Source organism: Achromobacter sp. 01N37, assembly GCF_056399725.1.
The window spans coordinates 413,396-428,560 of the sequence record NZ_JBFTRX010000001.1; the positions used below are offsets into that span (position 1 = coordinate 413,396).

A 15,165-nucleotide genomic window follows, 5' to 3' on the forward strand; every position below is an offset into this window, starting at 1 on the left:
TTATTTACCGGCGGGTTCTTTGGTGACCATCATGGCGGCCGTGCGGTCGCTGGTCATCGGGGTGACCTTCAGGCCCTTCTTGGTGGCCCAGATGTTCTTGTAGTGGAACAGCGGGAAGATGGCGACGTCGTCAGCCACCAGCTTGACCGAGTCGCGCAAGATGGCTTCACGCTTGGCCACATCGAATTCCGACGTGGACTGTTCCAGCGCGGCATCCACCTTGGGGTTGGAGTAGTGGCCCCAGTTGGACGCGCCCAGGCCCTTCTTGGCGTCGACGGTGGCCAGGATGTTGACCAGCGCGTAGCTGGCTTCACCCGTGCCGTTGCCCCACGCCAGCATGCTGACGGCGAATTCGTTCTTGTTGGCGCGGCCCGAGTACACGGCCCATGGCACCACTTCCACTTGGGTCTTCACGCCCACGCGGGTCCAGAACTGCGCCACCGCCTGGGCCGTTTCCGGGCCTTGCGGGTAGCGGTCGTTCGGCACGTGCATGGTCAGCTTGAAGCCGTCGGGAAAGCCCGCTTCGGCCAGCAGCTTCTTGGCTTGCGCGACGTCGTTGGGGATGTCTTTCACGTCGGGGTTGTAGCCGAAGGTGCCCTTGGGCATCCACTGGTTGGCTTCGGTGGCCGCGCCTTGCAGGATGCGGTCGGAAATGGCCTTGCGGTTGATGGCCAGGTTCAGCGCCTGACGCACGCGCAGGTCCAGCAGCGGGTTCTTGTCCAGCGGCTTGCCGTTGTTGTCGGTGATGTACTGGTTGGGCGCGGGGTTGAAGCTGGGTTGCAGGATCATGACGCGCAGGCCGTCGTACGGGTACACCGCGATGTTCGGGGCCTTTTGCAGCTTGGCCAGGTCCGACACCGAGACCTTGTCGATCACGTCCACGTCGCCGGCCAACAGCGCAGCGGTGCGCGAGGCGGCGTTGTTGATGTAGCGGTAGTTGACCTTGTCCCAGGTGGCCTTGTCGCCCCAGTAGCCGTCGTTGCGTTCCATGATGACGCGGTCGCCCGGCGTGTAGGACACGAACTTGTACGGGCCGGTGCCAACCATGGCCTTGCCCGAGTTGTAGTCTTCGGTGGTCGACTTTTCACCAACGTGCTTGCTGACGACGTGTACAGATGCCAGGTTCAGCGGCAGGTCGGGGTTGGGCGCCTTGGTCTTGACGATAAGGGTCAACGGGTCTTTGGCGGTCATCGTGTCGATGGTGCGCAGGTAGCCGGCGTACGTTGCCACGCTGCCCGGCACGCCGCGCGCGCGGGTGTAGGAATAGATCAGGTCGTCGGCGGTGAACGGCGTGCCGTCTTGCCACTTGACGCCTTCACGCAGCTTGAATTCCCAGGTGGTGGAGTCCAGCGGCTTCCAGCTGACGGCCAGGCCCGGCTGGAGCTTGTTCCACTTGTTTTCGATCAGCAGGTCCCAGAAGTGCAGGGCCACCGAGCGGTCGCCGGCGTGGTTGTTCAGCTGCGGGTCCAGGGACGACAGCGGGTCGGCAAAACCGATCGACAGGTTGTCGGCAGAGGCCGCGGCAGAGGCGCCGAGAATGGCGGCGGTCAGGGTCGAAAGAATCAGGCGTTTCATGTTCGGGGTCCTTGGTAGGGGGGGAACGAGTTAAGTGTTCCGAAGGCTGCGTTGTCATTCAGGCCACTACAGGCATTCAGGACAACGCGGCCAATTAGGTTCAGGCCATGTCGTTCAAATGACAGGCGCTTAAATGGTTGATGGCGATTCCCTTCAACGTGGGAACTTCGGTCTTGCAGCGCGGCATCGCATGCGGACATCGCGGATGAAAATGGCAGCCGCCGGGCGGGTTCAGCGGGCTGGGAATCTCGCCTTTGATCGCGGTAAAGATCTTGTGGCGCGACTTCAGGCTGGGAATTTCCGCCAGCAGCGCTTGCGTGTACGGGTGGTTGGGGCGCTGGAACACTTCGTCCACGGTGGCCGTTTCCACGACGCGGCCCAGGTACATGATGACGACGCGGTCAGACAGGTGTTCCACCACGCCCAGGTCATGGCTGATGAACAGGTACGTCAGGTTCAGTTCTTCGCGCAGGTCCATGAACAGGTTCAGGATTTGCGCTTGAATGGACACGTCCAGTGCGGCCACGGCTTCGTCACACACCAGCATGGACGGCTGCACGGCCAGCGCGCGGGCAATGCCGATGCGCTGGCGCTGGCCGCCGCTGAATTGGTGCGGGTAGCGTTGGCGCAGGGCGGGGTCGAGCCCCGCGCGTTCCAGCTGGGCGCTGACGTAGTCGTCAAAGCCCGCGTTGTCGACCAGGCCATGGATGCGGGCCGCTTCGCCCACAATCTCGTCCACGCGCAGGCGCGGGTTAAGGCTGGCGTAGGGGTCCTGGAAAATCATCTGCACGGTCAGGCGCGCGGCGTGGGCTTGGGCGGATGTCATGTCCGACGGGCGCACGCCGTTGATGCGTACTTCACCGCCCGATGGCGTCAACAAGCCGGCGGCGATGCGGCCCAGCGTGGATTTGCCGCAGCCGGATTCGCCCACCAGGCCGACCACTTCGCCGGGGTTCACGATCAGGTCCACGTTGTCGACCGCGCGCGTAATGGCGGGCGGCTTGGACAAGCCCATGCGCTGCATGGCGCGGCCGGCTGCGCCGACCTTTCTTTCGCCAAAGCGCTTGCTGACTTGAGCAAGGTCAATCAGCGGAGTGGGGGCGGCGGATACAGTCATGCCGTCACCTCGTTGTGGATCTGGATAGTCGGATGGAAGCAGCGCACGTCGTGTTCGGGCAGGGCTTGAGTGATGCCGGGTTGCTGGCCACAGGCGGCGGTGGCGCGCGAGCAGCGCGCGGAAAACGCACAGCCGGCGGGCAGGTGCAGCAGGTTGGGCGTCATGCCGGGAATCTGGCGCAGGCGCTGGCCTCGTTGGTTGTTGCTGGGCAGGCTGTCGATCAGGCCCACTGTGTAGGGGTGCTGCGGGCGGTCAAGCACGTCGTCGACCTTGCCGTGTTCAACGATGCGGCCGGCGTACATCACGGCCACGTCATCAGCCAAGCCCGCCACCACGGACAGATCATGCGTGATCCAGATCAGGCTGGTGCCGTGCTGCTGCGCGAGCTTTTGCACTTCAGACAGAATCTGCGCCTGGATGGTGACGTCCAGCGCGGTGGTGGGTTCGTCGGCAATGATCAGGTCAGGGCGATGCAGCATGGCGATGGCAATGGCCACGCGCTGGCGCATGCCGCCAGACAGCTGATGCGGGTAGGCCAGCAAACGTTCTTCCGGGCTGGGAATGCCCATCATGCCCAGCGTGTCGCGGGCCAGCGTGCGGGCTTCGCGCTTGCTCATCTTGTTATGCGCGCGCACCGTTTCGATCATCTGCACATCCACCCGCAAGACGGGGTTCAGCGTCATCATCGGATCTTGGAAGATCATGGCGATGCGGTTGCCTTGCAGGCGGCGCAGTTCGCGCGGGGCCAGCTTGGTCAGGTCGCGGCCTTGAAACAGCACTTCGCCGCCCACGATGCGGCCCGGCGCGTCGACCAGACCCATGATGGAAAAGCCCGTCACGGATTTGCCCGAGCCGGATTCACCGACCAGGCCCAGGATTTTGCCGCGCTCCAGCGTGAACGACACGTCGTCGACGGCGGGCAGCACGCCCGCGCGGGTATGGAAGTGCGTGCGCAGGTTGCGCACTTCAAGCGTGGCCGGCGCGCCGGTAGCGGTGCGGTCGGTCATTTGTGAGTCCTTGGGTTCAGCACGTCGCGCAGGCGGTCGCCCACCAAGTTGATGGCGACGATGGTGATCAGCAGCGCGATGCCGGGGTAGAAGCTGATCCAGTATTCACCGGACAGCATGTATTGAAAGCCGTTGGAAATCAGCAGGCCCAGCGACGGTTCGGTCACCGGCACGCCCAGGCCCAGAAAGCTCAACGTGGCCTCCAGCGTGATGGCGCGCGCAATCTGCAAGGTGCCAATGACGATCAGCGGCGGCAGGCAGTTGGGCAGAATGTGCTTCAACATGATCCGCCAGTTGGGAATGTCCAGGCAGCGGGCGGCTTCAACGTATTCACGGCGGCGTTCCACCAGGGCTTGGCCGCGCGCGGTGCGGGCGTAGTAGGCCCATTCCAGAATCACCAGCGTCAGCACCACGTTGCCCACGCCCTTGCCCAGAAAGGCCAGGATCATCATGGCCACCAGGATGGACGGGAACGACAGGATCAGGTCGACCAAACGCATGATGAAGGCGTCAACCTTGCCGCCCGCGTAGGCGGCAAGCAAGCCCAGCAGCGTGCCAACGATGCCGGCGATAACCGCCGAGCCCACGCCCACCATCAGGCTGATGCGCAGGCCGTACAGAATGCCGGACAACAGGTCGCGCCCTTGGCCGTCGGTGCCCAACCAGTAGTGGAAGGTGTCCAGGCCATTCATGGAACCCGGCGGCATGCGGGAATCCAGCACGTCGATTTGCAGCAGGTCGTACGGGTTCTGCGGCGAGATCCACGGCGCGAAAATGGCGGCCAGGATCAGCAGGGTGGCCACGGCCAGGCCGAACACCGCCGTCTTGGACGACATGAATTCGGTCAGGTTGCGGCGCCAGGGCGATTCGCGGCGCAGGGCCGGAACCTTCTCGGGGGTTGCAGTGGTGCTCATGCCGAGCCCTCCAGCCGTACCCGGGGGTCCAGCACTTTATAAAGAATGTCGACGATCAGGTTCAGCGTCACGAACAGGCACACGACCACAATCAGGTAGGCCACGATCACGGGGCGGTCCAGCGCGTTCAGGCTGTCCAGGATCAGCTTGCCGGCGCCGGGCCACGAGAAAATGCTCTCCGTGATGACGGCGAACGCAATGGTCGAACCCAGTTCCAGGCCCAGCACCGTCACCAGCGGGATCATCGTGTTGCGCAGCACGTGCACACAGACCACGCGAAACGGCGACAAGCCCTTGGCGCGGGCGAACTTCACGAAGTCCAGCGGCATCACGTCGCGCACGCCGGCGCGGGTCAGGCGGATAACGAGCGAAATTTTGAACAGCGACAAGTTCAGCGCGGGCAAGATCAAATGGCGCCAGCCGTCGGCAGTCAACCACGACCACTGAAAGCCCAGGAATTCCACCGTTTGCCCACGGCCGCTGGCGGGCAGCCAGCCGAGTGACACGCTGAACGTCATGATCAGCATCAGCGCCACCCAGAACGTGGGCAGCGAGAAGCCGACGATGCTGCCGGCCATGATCATTTTGGAAAAGCGGCTGTCGGGATAGAGCCCGGCAATCAAGCCCAGCGGCAGGCCGATGATGACGGCCAGGCCCAGGGCGCTGATCGCCAGTTCAAGCGTGGCGGGCAGGCGCTGGATGACCAGTTCAATGGCGGGAATGTTGTAGACGAAGCTATTGCCCAGGTTGCCGTGCAGCGCCCCGTTCAGGAACGCCAGGTATTGCTGCCACAGCGGTTTGTCCAGGCCAAGCTCCGCGATGATGCGGGCGCGGTCGACCTGGTCTACGTCCTGGCCGATCAGGATGTCAACGGGGTTGCCGATGGCGTGCAGGCCCACGAAGACGATCAGCGTCATCAGGAACACCACCACCGCCGCTTGCGCGACACGGCGTATCAACCAACCGGTCATTGCGCGGTCTCCGCTTGAGAGGCCGGGGTGGCGATTGCCGCAGGCGGCGGGGCGGGCGTCCACTCATCGCCGAACACTTCGGGTTCGGAAAACGCTTCCATGTTCGCGTAGTACGTTTCGACGTCTTCGCGGTAGAACAGGCCGGCGATGCCTTGCGCCAAGCGCTTGGCGCCGTCGCTGATGGCGGGGATGTCGCCCGAGATCGTGCCTTGCGTCAGCGCGGCGGGGTAGGAAAAGCAGTGCACGCGGTCCAGACCCGGGCAGGCGCCGGGGACTTTTTCTTGCAGCTCGAAGACGGCGCCCAGGTCGGGCGAGTCATGCAGTTCCTGGTCTTCTTCGCCGGGGGGCGGGGTGAACCGGTCGCCCCAGTTGCGCACGTGAGGCGCCAGCGGCGCGAATTCCGGGCGCACGGTCCAGTCGATACGAAAGCCCGTGGAGAAGATCAGGAAGTCCAGCACGAACACGCCCTTGGGCGTGGTGACGTGGATGTCGTCGCCCACCATTGCCAGGTCTTGCACGCCACAGCCCAGGTTGAAGCGGGCGTTCGGGAAGCGCGACACGCGCAAGGTGCTGCCGCGCGGGGGCGGCACTTGCGCGGCGTTGATGTAGTGGCGGATCTTCCACTTCCATTCGTCGGGCAGGGTCAGGTGGCCGTGGGTCAGGCCGGGGTTGCCCGCGCCTTTGCCTTTGTTTACGCGGGGGATGTCGTTACGGCGGATCAGCAGGTCGACGCTGGCTGCGTCGGCTTCCAGTGCCGTGCCTGCGCTGTCCATGGCGGACGCGCCCGCGCCCACGACGCCGACGCGCTTGCCGGCCAGCGTGGCGTAGTCCATCACGTCGGACGAATGCGCCCAACGGTCACGCGGCAGTTTCTTGGCAAAGTCAGGCACATACGCGCCGCCCAAGCCGTCGCGGCCGGTGGCCAGCACAACACGGCGGGCCAGCACGGTGTTGCGGCCGGCGGGCGATTCCACGTCCAGCTGCACCAGACGGTCGGCACGCGGCTGCACCGACAACACGCGGTGTTCATTGCGCACGTCCAGGTTCAGCACGCGGCGATACCAGCGCAGGTAGTCCATCCATTGCAGGCGCGGAATCTTGTCCAGCGCGTCCCATTCCGCCGAGCCGAACTGCGCTTCGAACCAGGCGCGGAACGTCAGCGCCGGCAAGCCCAGGGCAGGGCCGGTCAATTGCTTAGGCGAACGCAGCGTTTCCATGCGCGCCGTCGTGGCCCACGGGCCTTCATAGCCTTCGGGCGCCTGGTCAAAGATCGGCGCGGTAATGCCCAGATGCGTCAACGACGCCGCCGCAGCCAAGCCGGCCATGCCGCCGCCAATGACGACGACGTCCAGCACTTGCTGGCCGTCCACAAGCCGGGGCGCGACCCAGTTCTTGGCGGGAATTTCCAGCCAGGACAAGTCTTGCCGCAGGCGCGCTTCCAGCGCGGCTAAGCCTTGCGGCGGGGTGGCGATGGGCTGATTCATAGTGCGGGGGTTTCCAAAACAGGGGCGTCATCACCGTAGATCGACTGCAACAGCGCCGAATGCTCGCAGGCGTCGTGCAGCACAAAGCCGGGCAGCAGGGCGGCGGCGGCATCGGCCAGCGCGTCGGCCATGGCCTGGCAGGCCGGCGTCAGGGGTTGCGACTGCGGGGTGATGACCCCAAAGAAAAAAGGGATGTCCAGGTCGATGGGCCGGATCGCCACGCCCGGCATCGGGACGCCGTAAGCGGTGATCGGTTCCAGCACCGACACACCCAGGCCAGCGCGCACGGCGGCCAGAGCGTTGACGGACGAATTGGTTTCGATGGTGCCGGGCGCATTGCCGTCGGGGGCGAGCGCTGCGTCCAAGCGGCGGCGCAAGCGGTAGGGGTTGGCCATGGTGATCAAACGGCGCCCGGCCAGGGCCGACACCGGCACCACGTCCAGGGCGGCCAGCGCATCGTCTTCGGGCAATGCGGCCACACAGGCGGCCTGCCCAATCCAATGCACGGTCAAACCACGGTGTTCCAACGGCAGGCTCGTCGCGCCCAATTGCGCAGCGCCGGTCAATACCGCGTGCACCACGCGTTCAGGTGACGCGCTGCGCACTTGAATGCGGACCGCGCCGGCTTGGGATTCAATGCGCTTCAGTGCGTCGGGCAGCAAGCCCGCCGCCAAGGCAGACGTTGCAGCCAGCAGCAGCGGCTTGGCCTGGCCGCGCGCAATCTCTTCGGCGCGCCCGCGTATCTGCTGCAAGCTGGCCAACGCGCGTTCCACATCGTCATACAGCAGGAAGCCCTGTTCGGTGGGCGTGACCCGCGGGCCACTGCGCGCGAACAAGGCGTAGCCAATCTCGGCTTCCAGCTCCTGAAGCAAGCGGCTGATGGCCGGTTGCGAGCGGCCAAGCACACGCCCGGCAGCGGTGACGCTGCCGGTGGACATAACGGCCGCGAAGGCCTCGAGTTGGCGAAGTTCCATCTGTCTTGCTTTATGCTCAGAGCGAATTCTTGCCCAGCAAGTATGCGCGCTGCAAATAGTTAAAAGGCATAAGCAAATACCCTAATTGGGGATTTCCTCATGCCTTTTCATAACTGCGCGTTATTTCAATGACTTAGGGCGATGGCGTTTGGGAGCGCTTCTTGCGATGCCCTTGTGCGGCTATGTGGCCGAACAAGGTGAAGCCCATGAATACCCCACTTCCCAACGCGCCAACCGAGCCGACAAGCACTGAGGAATCCAAGAAGTTGGATATCCCCGAGGACGCGGCTGAAGAACCCTTTCCTCCGGACGGAGACGAAGGACCCTTCCCCCCGGACGGAGACGAAGAGCCCGGCGAGTCAGATGAGTTGGACCCGGAGGAGCCGGTAGGCACTCCCGCGTCCAATCAGCCTGCGCCGTAGTTGACCCTTCTGCAGTTGATCCCCCGCAGTTGACCTTCCCAACATTGACCTTCAAATGCGGCCCCGCTGTGGGGCCGCATGACTTCACGATCTCAAGAGAACCTTATGGCTACCAACAAAAGCGGTGACATGGCACGCATCCATGATTTGCTTTATCAGGCGCTGGAAACGGAGCTGGGCGGCATCAACGTCTACACCGCAGCGCTTTCCTGTGCCACGAATGAAGACTTGGCGAAAGAGTGGCAGAGCTATCTCGACGAAACCAAGACGCATCGGCAGGTACTCCTTACCGTGTTTGAAGAACTCGGCCTTGACCCTGATAAGCGGGTGCCCAGCCGCGAAGTGGTCAAGCACCATGGTGATTCACTGGTGAAGGCCATCGCGCTGGCGAAGTCGAAGGGCGACGCGGTGGCGGCGCAGGTGGCCGCTGCGGAATGCGTCGTCTTGGCCGAAACGAAAGACCATCAGAATTGGGAGTTGATTGGCCTGGTCGCTGACAAGCTGAAGGGCAAAGAGGCCAAAGTCTTGAAGAAGGCCCACGAAGCGGTCGAGCAAGACGAGGACCATCACCTGTATCACACGATGGGCTGGACCCGGGAACTGTGGATCGAAGCGCTGGGCTTTCCCGCCGTTTTGCCGCCGCCAGAGGAAGTGAAGAAAGTCGAGACGGCGATTGGCGCCGCACGCGCCGAACAGGCGCGGGACACCATGCTGTGACGTGCTAGCGCACGCGTTCTGTGTTCAGGCTGGCCCCGGTGCGGGGCCATTTTTTCGTTGTTGGCCGGGTGGCCGATCGGGCACAAACCCGCCTGAAGTATTGATTACGGCTCATCCCAATCAGCGTGCAGGCGCGGCCCATGGCCATGGCCGTTGATGACGGAATCCCGGTCGTCGTCTCGCCCGGCCGACCGCGGCGTTGCGGCGGCGCCTGTGGGCGACTCGCTCCAGCGCGGTGGTGTGGGTTTTGGGGTGGCCGCGGGTTCAACGCGATGGGCTTCAGGCCGATGCATCTCTTTAAGAACCGTATGCCGGGGCCCTGAATTGCTGGAGTGCTTCATGATGATCTCCTCTGCCGAGTAGGCGGGTGATCTGACCTGCGGGTGCCGCAACGGGGAACAAGGGCTAGCTTCAGTCCCGTCCCGGGCGACGGGCCGGACTTAGGTCTTGTCGCCTTGCAAGGCGCTTGCTTTGCTGGCGTCGACCTGAGCCTGTTTTTGCGCAGCATCATCCTTGGTCGCGACCTTCGCTTCCTGTGGCTTGCCGGGAGGCTGGGTTTTGTCCGGATGAGCGCCCGTAGCGTTAGCCCCAAAGCGTGTTGGGAATGTCATAGTGCGCACCTTTGATGTTGTGGTGATGTCGACCTTTAAGGTCGCGGTGACGGTTTGCCACCTACCCACAGTACGTCTTAAAAATCTGATCCCCTACGGATCAATTGAAACAGGCAATCTTGATTCCGGCCCTGGGTTCAGGGGGCGTTGGCCGAACATATCTATCAAGTTGAAACATCCATATGCCATCCACTTGGATGGTTTTATGATCCGTTTCATGCCTCCACGTCCCCCACGCCTCGCTTCCGCTCCCAAGCCTTCCGACGAAAAGATCACGATCAACCTGGGTTATGTCGACCTGGGTCAAATTGATCTGCTGGTTCAGGAAGGCTTCTACGCCAATCGGACCGATCTGATCCGCACCGCGATCCGCAACCAGCTTGCCACCCATGGTGAAGCGGTGCGGCAGGCGGTCAGCCGGAAAACGTTGGTGCTGGGTATTCAGCACTACACCGCCCAGGATCTGCTGGCGGTTCAGGCCGCCGGTGAAATGCTTCAGATTCGGATTTTGGGTCTGGCGACCATTGCGCTGGACGTGACGCCCGAGCTGGCGCTGGCCACGATTGAATCCGTGACGGTGTTGGGGGCGCTGCACGCAAGCGCCGCCGTCAAGGCCGCCCTGCGTCAGCGCATTCGCTGACAGTCCTAGCCGCTTTAAAGGTCACACCATGCACCCTGAATTTCAGCAGCTCATGAGCCAAGCCACCCGGCTTACCCGTTCCGGCAATCTGGCTGCGGCAACGGCCGCCATTCAAGCCGCGTTGCTTGGCGTGCAGCCAACGGCCACCGCCGCGCAGCCGCGATTCGATGATGCCGACGTCATCGACGTCGAAGCCTGGGAAGTTCCGGAATCCAAGCCCGTTGTCGAACCCGTTTCTGAAGCGCCCTCGCAGCCCGCTTCCCAACCAGATGTTTTCCTCTCCGGCGCCTTTCGCAACGCCGCCGGCCAGCGCAGCTACAAGCTCTACGTGCCGCCTGGCGCGGGCGATCAGCCCCGGCCGCTGGTGGTGATGCTGCACGGCTGCACTCAAGACGCCGATGATTTCGCCGCCGGCACCGCCATGAACGACGCCGCGCGAGCGCAGGGCTTCTATGTGCTGTATCCGGTGCAGCCGCGTGAGGTGAATCCGCAGAAATGCTGGAACTGGTTCAAGCACAACCACCAGCAGGCGGGCAAAGGCGAACCGTCGATTCTGGCGGACATGACGCGCCACATCATTGCCGAACACAACATCGATACGCGCCGCGTCTACGTGGCTGGCCTGTCGGCGGGCGGGGCGATGGCCGCGATTCTGGCTAGCACTTATCCGAAGCTGTATGCCGCAGCGGGCGTGCATTCCGGGCTGGCGGCGGGAGCCGCCAAGGATCTGCCGGGCGCATTGGCCGCCATGAAAGGAATGGGCGCGGGGCCGGCGGCGGCGTCGCCTAATGCGGTGCCGACCATCGTCTTTCACGGCGATCGCGATACCACCGTCCACCCCAGCAACGCGGACGCGGTTGTCGCCGCAAGCGCAGGGGCCAGCGCCCGCGCCGAAAGCCAACGCGTCGCCAGCGCGAACCACGGGCGCGACAGCACCAAGCGCGTGTACCGGAATGCGGCGGGCGACGTGGTTGCGGAATATTGGGTGGTGCATGGAGCCGGCCACGCCTGGGCCGGCGGTTCCGCGCGCGGTTCCTATACAGACGGCAGCGGCCCGAATGCGACCCAAGAGATGCTGCGATTCTTCTTCGAACACCCCTTGGTCGCTAAGCACTAAGGCGCGTTGCGGCTTTCCCGCGCCGCGCGATCAGACCAACGTGACTTTACCCGTGGCCAGGTCGTAGACGCCGCCCGCCACCATCAGCTTTTTCTGCTGAACCATGCCTTGCAGCACCGGCTGCGCCGTCTGCAATCGCTGGACGGCCTGGCGGACGTTTTCAGCGATGGCGGCGGTCAGCAGGTTCTTGGGGTCGCCCTTGCTGGCGCGTTCCACGGCGGGCTTGATGGCGTTGACCAGTTCGGGCAGGTGGCCAGGCAGTTCGGCATTCTCTTTCAGCACCTTTATCGTGGCGTCGACCGCGCCACAGTTGTTGTGGCCCAGAACCAGGATCAATGGCACGTTCAGAACTTTGGTGGCGTATTCAAAACTGGCCAGGCCGTCGTCATTGACGAAGTTGCCCGCCACTCGAACGATGAATACGTCGCCCGGATTCTGGTCGAACGCCAACTCCGGCGCCACCCGGGAATCGGAACAGCTCAAAATTGCGGCAATCGGCTTTTGCGTCTTGACGCGAGCGGCACGGCCCGCTGAAAAGTCTCGAACGTTGGGCTTGTTGGCGGCGTACCGCGCGTTGCCGGCCATCAAGCGCTTCAAGGCGGCGTCACCGCCAATATCGTTGGACGGGACTTCGGCGTGGGCGGCTTCAAGCCAGCCCGTGGCTCCGATGGCGGCAATCCCAGCAGCGGCGCCCAGTAGCAGGCGGCGGCGGGGATTTTCAGGGGTGGAGAGGGAAAGACAGTTGGCGCAATCGCACATAGGGTTCTCCCAAAGGACGAGATGTCCAGAGAATTCGTGCGCGACTATTGTGCGGCGATAACAGTGTTTCGGCGCAGTAACCCGTGTGGACTTCACAATTGTTTTTCGCGGCGGCCGCTTGACCTTGCCAACGTTGGCATCTTTAGGCTCGGGGTCTTGGTTTGGATCTTCCAAGACAGACACACAAGGCCGCCCGATATGCCAAAAATCACCGTTCTTCCTCATCCCGATCTTGCGCCCGCCGGCGCAGTGCTCGACGTGTCCGCAGGCACGTCCCTTTGCGATGCGTTGTTGGATCACGGCATCGACATTGAACACGCGTGCGAAAAAAGCCGCGCCTGCACCACGTGCCACTGCATTGTGCGCAGCGGCTTCGATGCCCTCAATCACGTGGAAGAGGGCGAAGAAGACCTGCTGGACCGTGCATGGGGCGTCGAACCGCAGTCGCGCCTAAGTTGCCAGGCCATCGTCGGCCAACAAGACCTGACGGTCGACATCCCCAAGTACACGGTCAATCATGCAAAGGAAAACCACTGAAGCGAATGCGGCGATGGCGGTCAGCGCAATGGCAAAACCGCCCATGATGCGTACTGGCCGAAGTTCGCAAACTATGGACGTTTGTGTGCAACCGCCACGGCGACGGCGCCATCTGGCAACCGGTACTTTCCATCGCCCAGCCAAATCACTTGTTCACCCGATTCCAACGTGCAGACATAGCGATGTTCCGGCGATGCGTCTGCGCTCCGAATAATGACCAGGCGACGTTCAACACGTACGGTCGATCGGTCCGGCAGTTTGACAATTACGTCAGACAGTCGTGAGCCTGAGGCCATGACAATGTCCTCCCTAAAATCGCCATTCCGCATCGGGCCGGATGTTGTTATGCCAGCGGATGGCGGTTTCTCCCTTGGCGCTTTTATTGATAGCACTGAAGGCGGGGAGGGGAATATCGCCCGTGTGGTTGAATGCCGGGTGTGTGTTTCGCGGGAAAGGCTGGGCCGGCCAGCCAAGGTCCCTGTGGGGCTTGTATAGTTGCAAGATGCACGTCCGGGGTCCGGGCAACGGCAATATTGGCAAATGAGGCAGCGATGGAAATTTCGTACGGTGAAAAGTTGTATGGCTACAAGCTAGTGCAGCGGGAGAAGATCCAACCCGCACGCGAACTGCCGCCCGTGATGACCGAGAAGGATAAAGAAAAGGTGGCATCGGCGGCGAAAAGCGTCATTGCCGTCCATCGGGATGTGCTCATTGCTCTGAAGGATCGGTAGGTGCTCGATTCTCAGTTTGTCATTGCCATTCACGATGAAATCCTGGCCGAAACCGGTGGCCTACCCGGTCTGGCGGGCGGTGGCGTCGGCGCGGTAGAGGCAGCGCTTTTTCGGATAGAAATGCACGCCCACTACGCAGGGTTGGATGATGTTTTTGGCATTGCGGGCCTCTACGCGGAAGCGGTAGCTCGCGGCCATGTCTTCCGGCCATGTCTTCAATGATGCGAACAAGCGAACTGCGCTGACTTGTGCGTTGACCTACCTATATCGGCAAGGCATTCAAATACCACGGGTCGCCGAGCTCGAAGAGGTCGTCGTCCTGCTCGCGGCGGGTGAAATTTCTGGTGCGGCATTCGCCGATTTTCTCAGCGCAGTGTGGCTCGCGCATGACAAGCCAACGGTAAATGCGGAGACTTGAAAAATCGCTGAACCTGTTGTGGTGACTGCCGTCGGCGCGGGCATTTCCACTGTTGAAGGGCTTGTTTTCGAACCCTTACATCGCTGTTACGACTGCGCAGATAGGATTCCTATATTCGAAAATTGGAGTCCATCATGAATAACGAAAAGCCGACCCCTGAACCGAACAAGCGCCGCTGGCCTTTCGGCTACGGCGACCAAGAATCGTCACGCTAATGGAGTCAGCCATGGATTGCTCAGTGGAAGGAAAGGTCGCTTTTGCGGACGGGCATTCGTACCACTTCGCGACGGTGGATGCCGCGCTGGCGTTTGCGGAATGCGTGAAAAGCTCGCAGCAACCCGGCCAGTGTGCGGCGGCAAACGGCTGTACGCAGACGGTCAAGCTGCAAGAGGTGAAGACCGAGGCGGAAGAGAAAGAGGAAGCGGAAAAGGCCGGGGAAAGGTCTAGGGGCTAAGGGCTTCTGACCAATAATCCGGTGTCCCGATCGCCCTATATATAGGGCTCCATATATAGGGCTCCATAGCCCAATAGCCCCCTCAGCCCGATAGCCTCGCAGCCCGAAGCCTCGCAGCCCGATAGTCCGACACGGCAGCCCGCTACATCGTTGCCCGACACGACAGCCCGCTACGCGGTTACCCGCGCCGCATCGCCATCGGCCGGGCGCGTATTGCCGGGCTTGCCGTAGAACCAGATCGAGCAGAGAAAGGCGCTGAACACGCCGGCCGGGCCGCCGATGGCCAACGAGCCGTTGAGTTCTTCCCATGAAAACTCGCGGCTCGTGAACCCTTGCACAAAGCCCACGCCGAAAACGCCGCCTACGAGCGCAATCTTGGCGTATGACCACCACGTGGTTCGAGCGGGCCGCAAGGCGCCTGCCACGACGCCGCATAACAATGCAGGCACGGCGCCAAATATATAAAACCAGGGCAAGCCGAAGATCAGCATCATCAGATTTTTCGGCGCCATCGCGATGGTGCTGATGGTGATGGTGACTGCGGCGCCGCCGATTGCTGGCGCGAACAAGGCAAACATGATGGCGCCGGCCAGGACGTCGCTGCCAATGCGGCGCGGCGTATCGCCCGGCGCACGTTGGGCATAGCGGTAAGCCACGAAAGCCAGGGCGGCCAGAGTCAGGATGCAAACAGTGATGAGTAAACGCATGGCGCCATTC

At 62.7% G+C, this 15,165-nt stretch carries 17 protein-coding genes; 7 read left to right on the forward strand and 10 right to left on the reverse strand.

Annotated features, from left to right (window positions below; all coding sequences use genetic code 11):
- The 7 genes from AC1DSJ_RS01875 to AC1DSJ_RS01905 all read right to left on the reverse strand — a co-directional run bounded on the left by AC1DSJ_RS01875 (position 1) and on the right by AC1DSJ_RS01905 (position 8,042).
- Positions 1-1,575: an ABC transporter substrate-binding protein gene (locus tag AC1DSJ_RS01875; RefSeq protein ID WP_175169193.1), complete on the reverse strand. Its 1,575-nt coding sequence runs from the start codon at positions 1,573-1,575 to the stop codon at positions 1-3.
- A gap of 100 nt (positions 1,576-1,675) precedes the next feature.
- The gene (locus AC1DSJ_RS01880) at positions 1,676-2,692 is read right to left on the reverse strand and encodes an ABC transporter ATP-binding protein (protein ID WP_441370878.1); all 1,017 of its coding nucleotides are present in this window, start codon (positions 2,690-2,692) and stop codon (positions 1,676-1,678) included.
- Positions 2,689-3,699 (reverse strand): ABC transporter ATP-binding protein, encoded by a 1,011-nt coding sequence (locus AC1DSJ_RS01885; RefSeq protein ID WP_054425426.1) that lies wholly within the window; start codon positions 3,697-3,699, stop codon positions 2,689-2,691. The genes AC1DSJ_RS01880 and AC1DSJ_RS01885 overlap by 4 nt, the downstream gene beginning before the upstream one ends.
- Positions 3,696-4,613, reverse strand: coding sequence for an ABC transporter permease (locus AC1DSJ_RS01890; RefSeq protein ID WP_441370879.1), 918 nt, complete (start codon positions 4,611-4,613; stop codon positions 3,696-3,698). The genes AC1DSJ_RS01885 and AC1DSJ_RS01890 overlap by 4 nt, the downstream gene beginning before the upstream one ends.
- Positions 4,610-5,584 (reverse strand): ABC transporter permease, encoded by a 975-nt coding sequence (locus AC1DSJ_RS01895; protein ID WP_054425431.1) that lies wholly within the window; start codon positions 5,582-5,584, stop codon positions 4,610-4,612. Before AC1DSJ_RS01895 ends, AC1DSJ_RS01890 begins: the two co-directional genes overlap by 4 nt.
- On the reverse strand, positions 5,581-7,068 hold the full coding sequence (locus AC1DSJ_RS01900; protein ID WP_441370880.1) for a SidA/IucD/PvdA family monooxygenase: 1,488 nt from the start codon (positions 7,066-7,068) through the stop codon (positions 5,581-5,583). Before AC1DSJ_RS01900 ends, AC1DSJ_RS01895 begins: the two co-directional genes overlap by 4 nt.
- Positions 7,065-8,042: a LysR family transcriptional regulator gene (locus AC1DSJ_RS01905; protein ID WP_342065785.1), complete on the reverse strand. Its 978-nt coding sequence runs from the start codon at positions 8,040-8,042 to the stop codon at positions 7,065-7,067. The genes AC1DSJ_RS01900 and AC1DSJ_RS01905 overlap by 4 nt, the downstream gene beginning before the upstream one ends.
- 527 nt (positions 8,043-8,569) lie before the next feature.
- On the opposite strand from AC1DSJ_RS01905, the gene AC1DSJ_RS01910 reads away from it, so the two are divergent.
- Positions 8,570-9,181 (forward strand): ferritin-like domain-containing protein, encoded by a 612-nt coding sequence (locus AC1DSJ_RS01910; RefSeq protein ID WP_054425438.1) that lies wholly within the window; start codon positions 8,570-8,572, stop codon positions 9,179-9,181.
- A gap of 440 nt (positions 9,182-9,621) precedes the next feature.
- On the opposite strand, the gene AC1DSJ_RS01915 is transcribed toward AC1DSJ_RS01910, so the two are convergent.
- On the reverse strand, positions 9,622-9,792 hold the full coding sequence (locus AC1DSJ_RS01915) for a hypothetical protein (RefSeq protein ID WP_156336765.1): 171 nt from the start codon (positions 9,790-9,792) through the stop codon (positions 9,622-9,624).
- A 205-nt stretch (positions 9,793-9,997) separates the two neighbouring features.
- Here AC1DSJ_RS01915 and AC1DSJ_RS01920 point away from each other — a divergent pair, with 205 nt between their 5' ends.
- Both AC1DSJ_RS01920 and AC1DSJ_RS01925 read left to right on the forward strand, forming a co-directional pair.
- Positions 9,998-10,432, forward strand: coding sequence for a CopG family transcriptional regulator (locus AC1DSJ_RS01920; protein ID WP_441371074.1), 435 nt, complete (start codon positions 9,998-10,000; stop codon positions 10,430-10,432).
- A 28-nt stretch (positions 10,433-10,460) separates the two neighbouring features.
- A complete protein-coding gene (locus tag AC1DSJ_RS01925) occupies positions 10,461-11,549 on the forward strand; it encodes an extracellular catalytic domain type 1 short-chain-length polyhydroxyalkanoate depolymerase (RefSeq protein ID WP_441370881.1) in 1,089 nt (362 codons plus the stop codon).
- A 30-nt stretch (positions 11,550-11,579) separates the two neighbouring features.
- Here the strand turns inward: AC1DSJ_RS01925 and AC1DSJ_RS01930 are convergent, their stop codons facing one another.
- Positions 11,580-12,308 carry a carbonic anhydrase gene (locus tag AC1DSJ_RS01930; protein ID WP_346550296.1) on the reverse strand — a complete coding sequence of 243 codons (729 nt, stop codon included), beginning with the start codon at positions 12,306-12,308 and terminating at the stop codon, positions 11,580-11,582.
- 198 nt (positions 12,309-12,506) lie between these two features.
- On the opposite strand from AC1DSJ_RS01930, the gene fdx reads away from it, so the two are divergent.
- The 4 genes from fdx to AC1DSJ_RS01950 all read left to right on the forward strand — a co-directional run bounded on the left by fdx (position 12,507) and on the right by AC1DSJ_RS01950 (position 14,448).
- Positions 12,507-12,845 (forward strand): ISC system 2Fe-2S type ferredoxin, encoded by a 339-nt coding sequence (gene fdx / locus AC1DSJ_RS01935; RefSeq protein ID WP_175169184.1) that lies wholly within the window; start codon positions 12,507-12,509, stop codon positions 12,843-12,845.
- 551 nt (positions 12,846-13,396) lie between these two features.
- On the forward strand, positions 13,397-13,576 hold the full coding sequence (locus AC1DSJ_RS01940) for a hypothetical protein (protein ID WP_175169183.1): 180 nt from the start codon (positions 13,397-13,399) through the stop codon (positions 13,574-13,576).
- A complete protein-coding gene (locus AC1DSJ_RS01945; protein WP_441370882.1) occupies positions 13,577-13,798 on the forward strand; it encodes a hypothetical protein in 222 nt (73 codons plus the stop codon).
- 422 nt (positions 13,799-14,220) lie between these two features.
- Positions 14,221-14,448, forward strand: coding sequence for a hypothetical protein (locus AC1DSJ_RS01950; RefSeq protein ID WP_054425445.1), 228 nt, complete (start codon positions 14,221-14,223; stop codon positions 14,446-14,448).
- Positions 14,449-14,618: 170 nt separating this feature from the next.
- Here AC1DSJ_RS01950 and AC1DSJ_RS01955 read toward each other — a convergent pair whose 3' ends face one another.
- Positions 14,619-15,155 carry a hypothetical protein gene (locus AC1DSJ_RS01955; RefSeq protein ID WP_441370883.1) on the reverse strand — a complete coding sequence of 179 codons (537 nt, stop codon included), beginning with the start codon at positions 15,153-15,155 and terminating at the stop codon, positions 14,619-14,621.
- Between the last annotated feature and the right edge of the window lie 10 nt (positions 15,156-15,165).

Coding starts and splice junctions, on each gene's coding strand:
- AC1DSJ_RS01930 (WP_346550296.1), bottom strand. CDS start 12,308: ATGTGCGATTGCGCCAACTGTCTTTCCCTCTCCACCCCTGAAAATCCC.
- AC1DSJ_RS01885 (WP_054425426.1), bottom strand. CDS start 3,699: ATGACCGACCGCACCGCTACCGGCGCGCCGGCCACGCTTGAAGTGCGC.
- AC1DSJ_RS01910 (WP_054425438.1), top strand. CDS start 8,570: ATGGCTACCAACAAAAGCGGTGACATGGCACGCATCCATGATTTGCTT.
- AC1DSJ_RS01880 (WP_441370878.1), bottom strand. CDS start 2,692: ATGACTGTATCCGCCGCCCCCACTCCGCTGATTGACCTTGCTCAAGTC.
- AC1DSJ_RS01940 (WP_175169183.1), top strand. CDS start 13,397: ATGGAAATTTCGTACGGTGAAAAGTTGTATGGCTACAAGCTAGTGCAG.
- AC1DSJ_RS01915 (WP_156336765.1), bottom strand. CDS start 9,792: ATGACATTCCCAACACGCTTTGGGGCTAACGCTACGGGCGCTCATCCG.
- AC1DSJ_RS01875 (WP_175169193.1), bottom strand. CDS start 1,575: ATGAAACGCCTGATTCTTTCGACCCTGACCGCCGCCATTCTCGGCGCC.
- AC1DSJ_RS01900 (WP_441370880.1), bottom strand. CDS start 7,068: ATGAATCAGCCCATCGCCACCCCGCCGCAAGGCTTAGCCGCGCTGGAA.
- AC1DSJ_RS01925 (WP_441370881.1), top strand. CDS start 10,461: ATGCACCCTGAATTTCAGCAGCTCATGAGCCAAGCCACCCGGCTTACC.
- AC1DSJ_RS01890 (WP_441370879.1), bottom strand. CDS start 4,613: ATGAGCACCACTGCAACCCCCGAGAAGGTTCCGGCCCTGCGCCGCGAA.
- AC1DSJ_RS01955 (WP_441370883.1), bottom strand. CDS start 15,155: ATGCGTTTACTCATCACTGTTTGCATCCTGACTCTGGCCGCCCTGGCT.
- AC1DSJ_RS01895 (WP_054425431.1), bottom strand. CDS start 5,584: ATGACCGGTTGGTTGATACGCCGTGTCGCGCAAGCGGCGGTGGTGGTG.
- AC1DSJ_RS01920 (WP_441371074.1), top strand. CDS start 9,998: ATGATCCGTTTCATGCCTCCACGTCCCCCACGCCTCGCTTCCGCTCCC.
- AC1DSJ_RS01905 (WP_342065785.1), bottom strand. CDS start 8,042: ATGGAACTTCGCCAACTCGAGGCCTTCGCGGCCGTTATGTCCACCGGC.
- fdx (WP_175169184.1), top strand. CDS start 12,507: ATGCCAAAAATCACCGTTCTTCCTCATCCCGATCTTGCGCCCGCCGGC.
- AC1DSJ_RS01950 (WP_054425445.1), top strand. CDS start 14,221: ATGGATTGCTCAGTGGAAGGAAAGGTCGCTTTTGCGGACGGGCATTCG.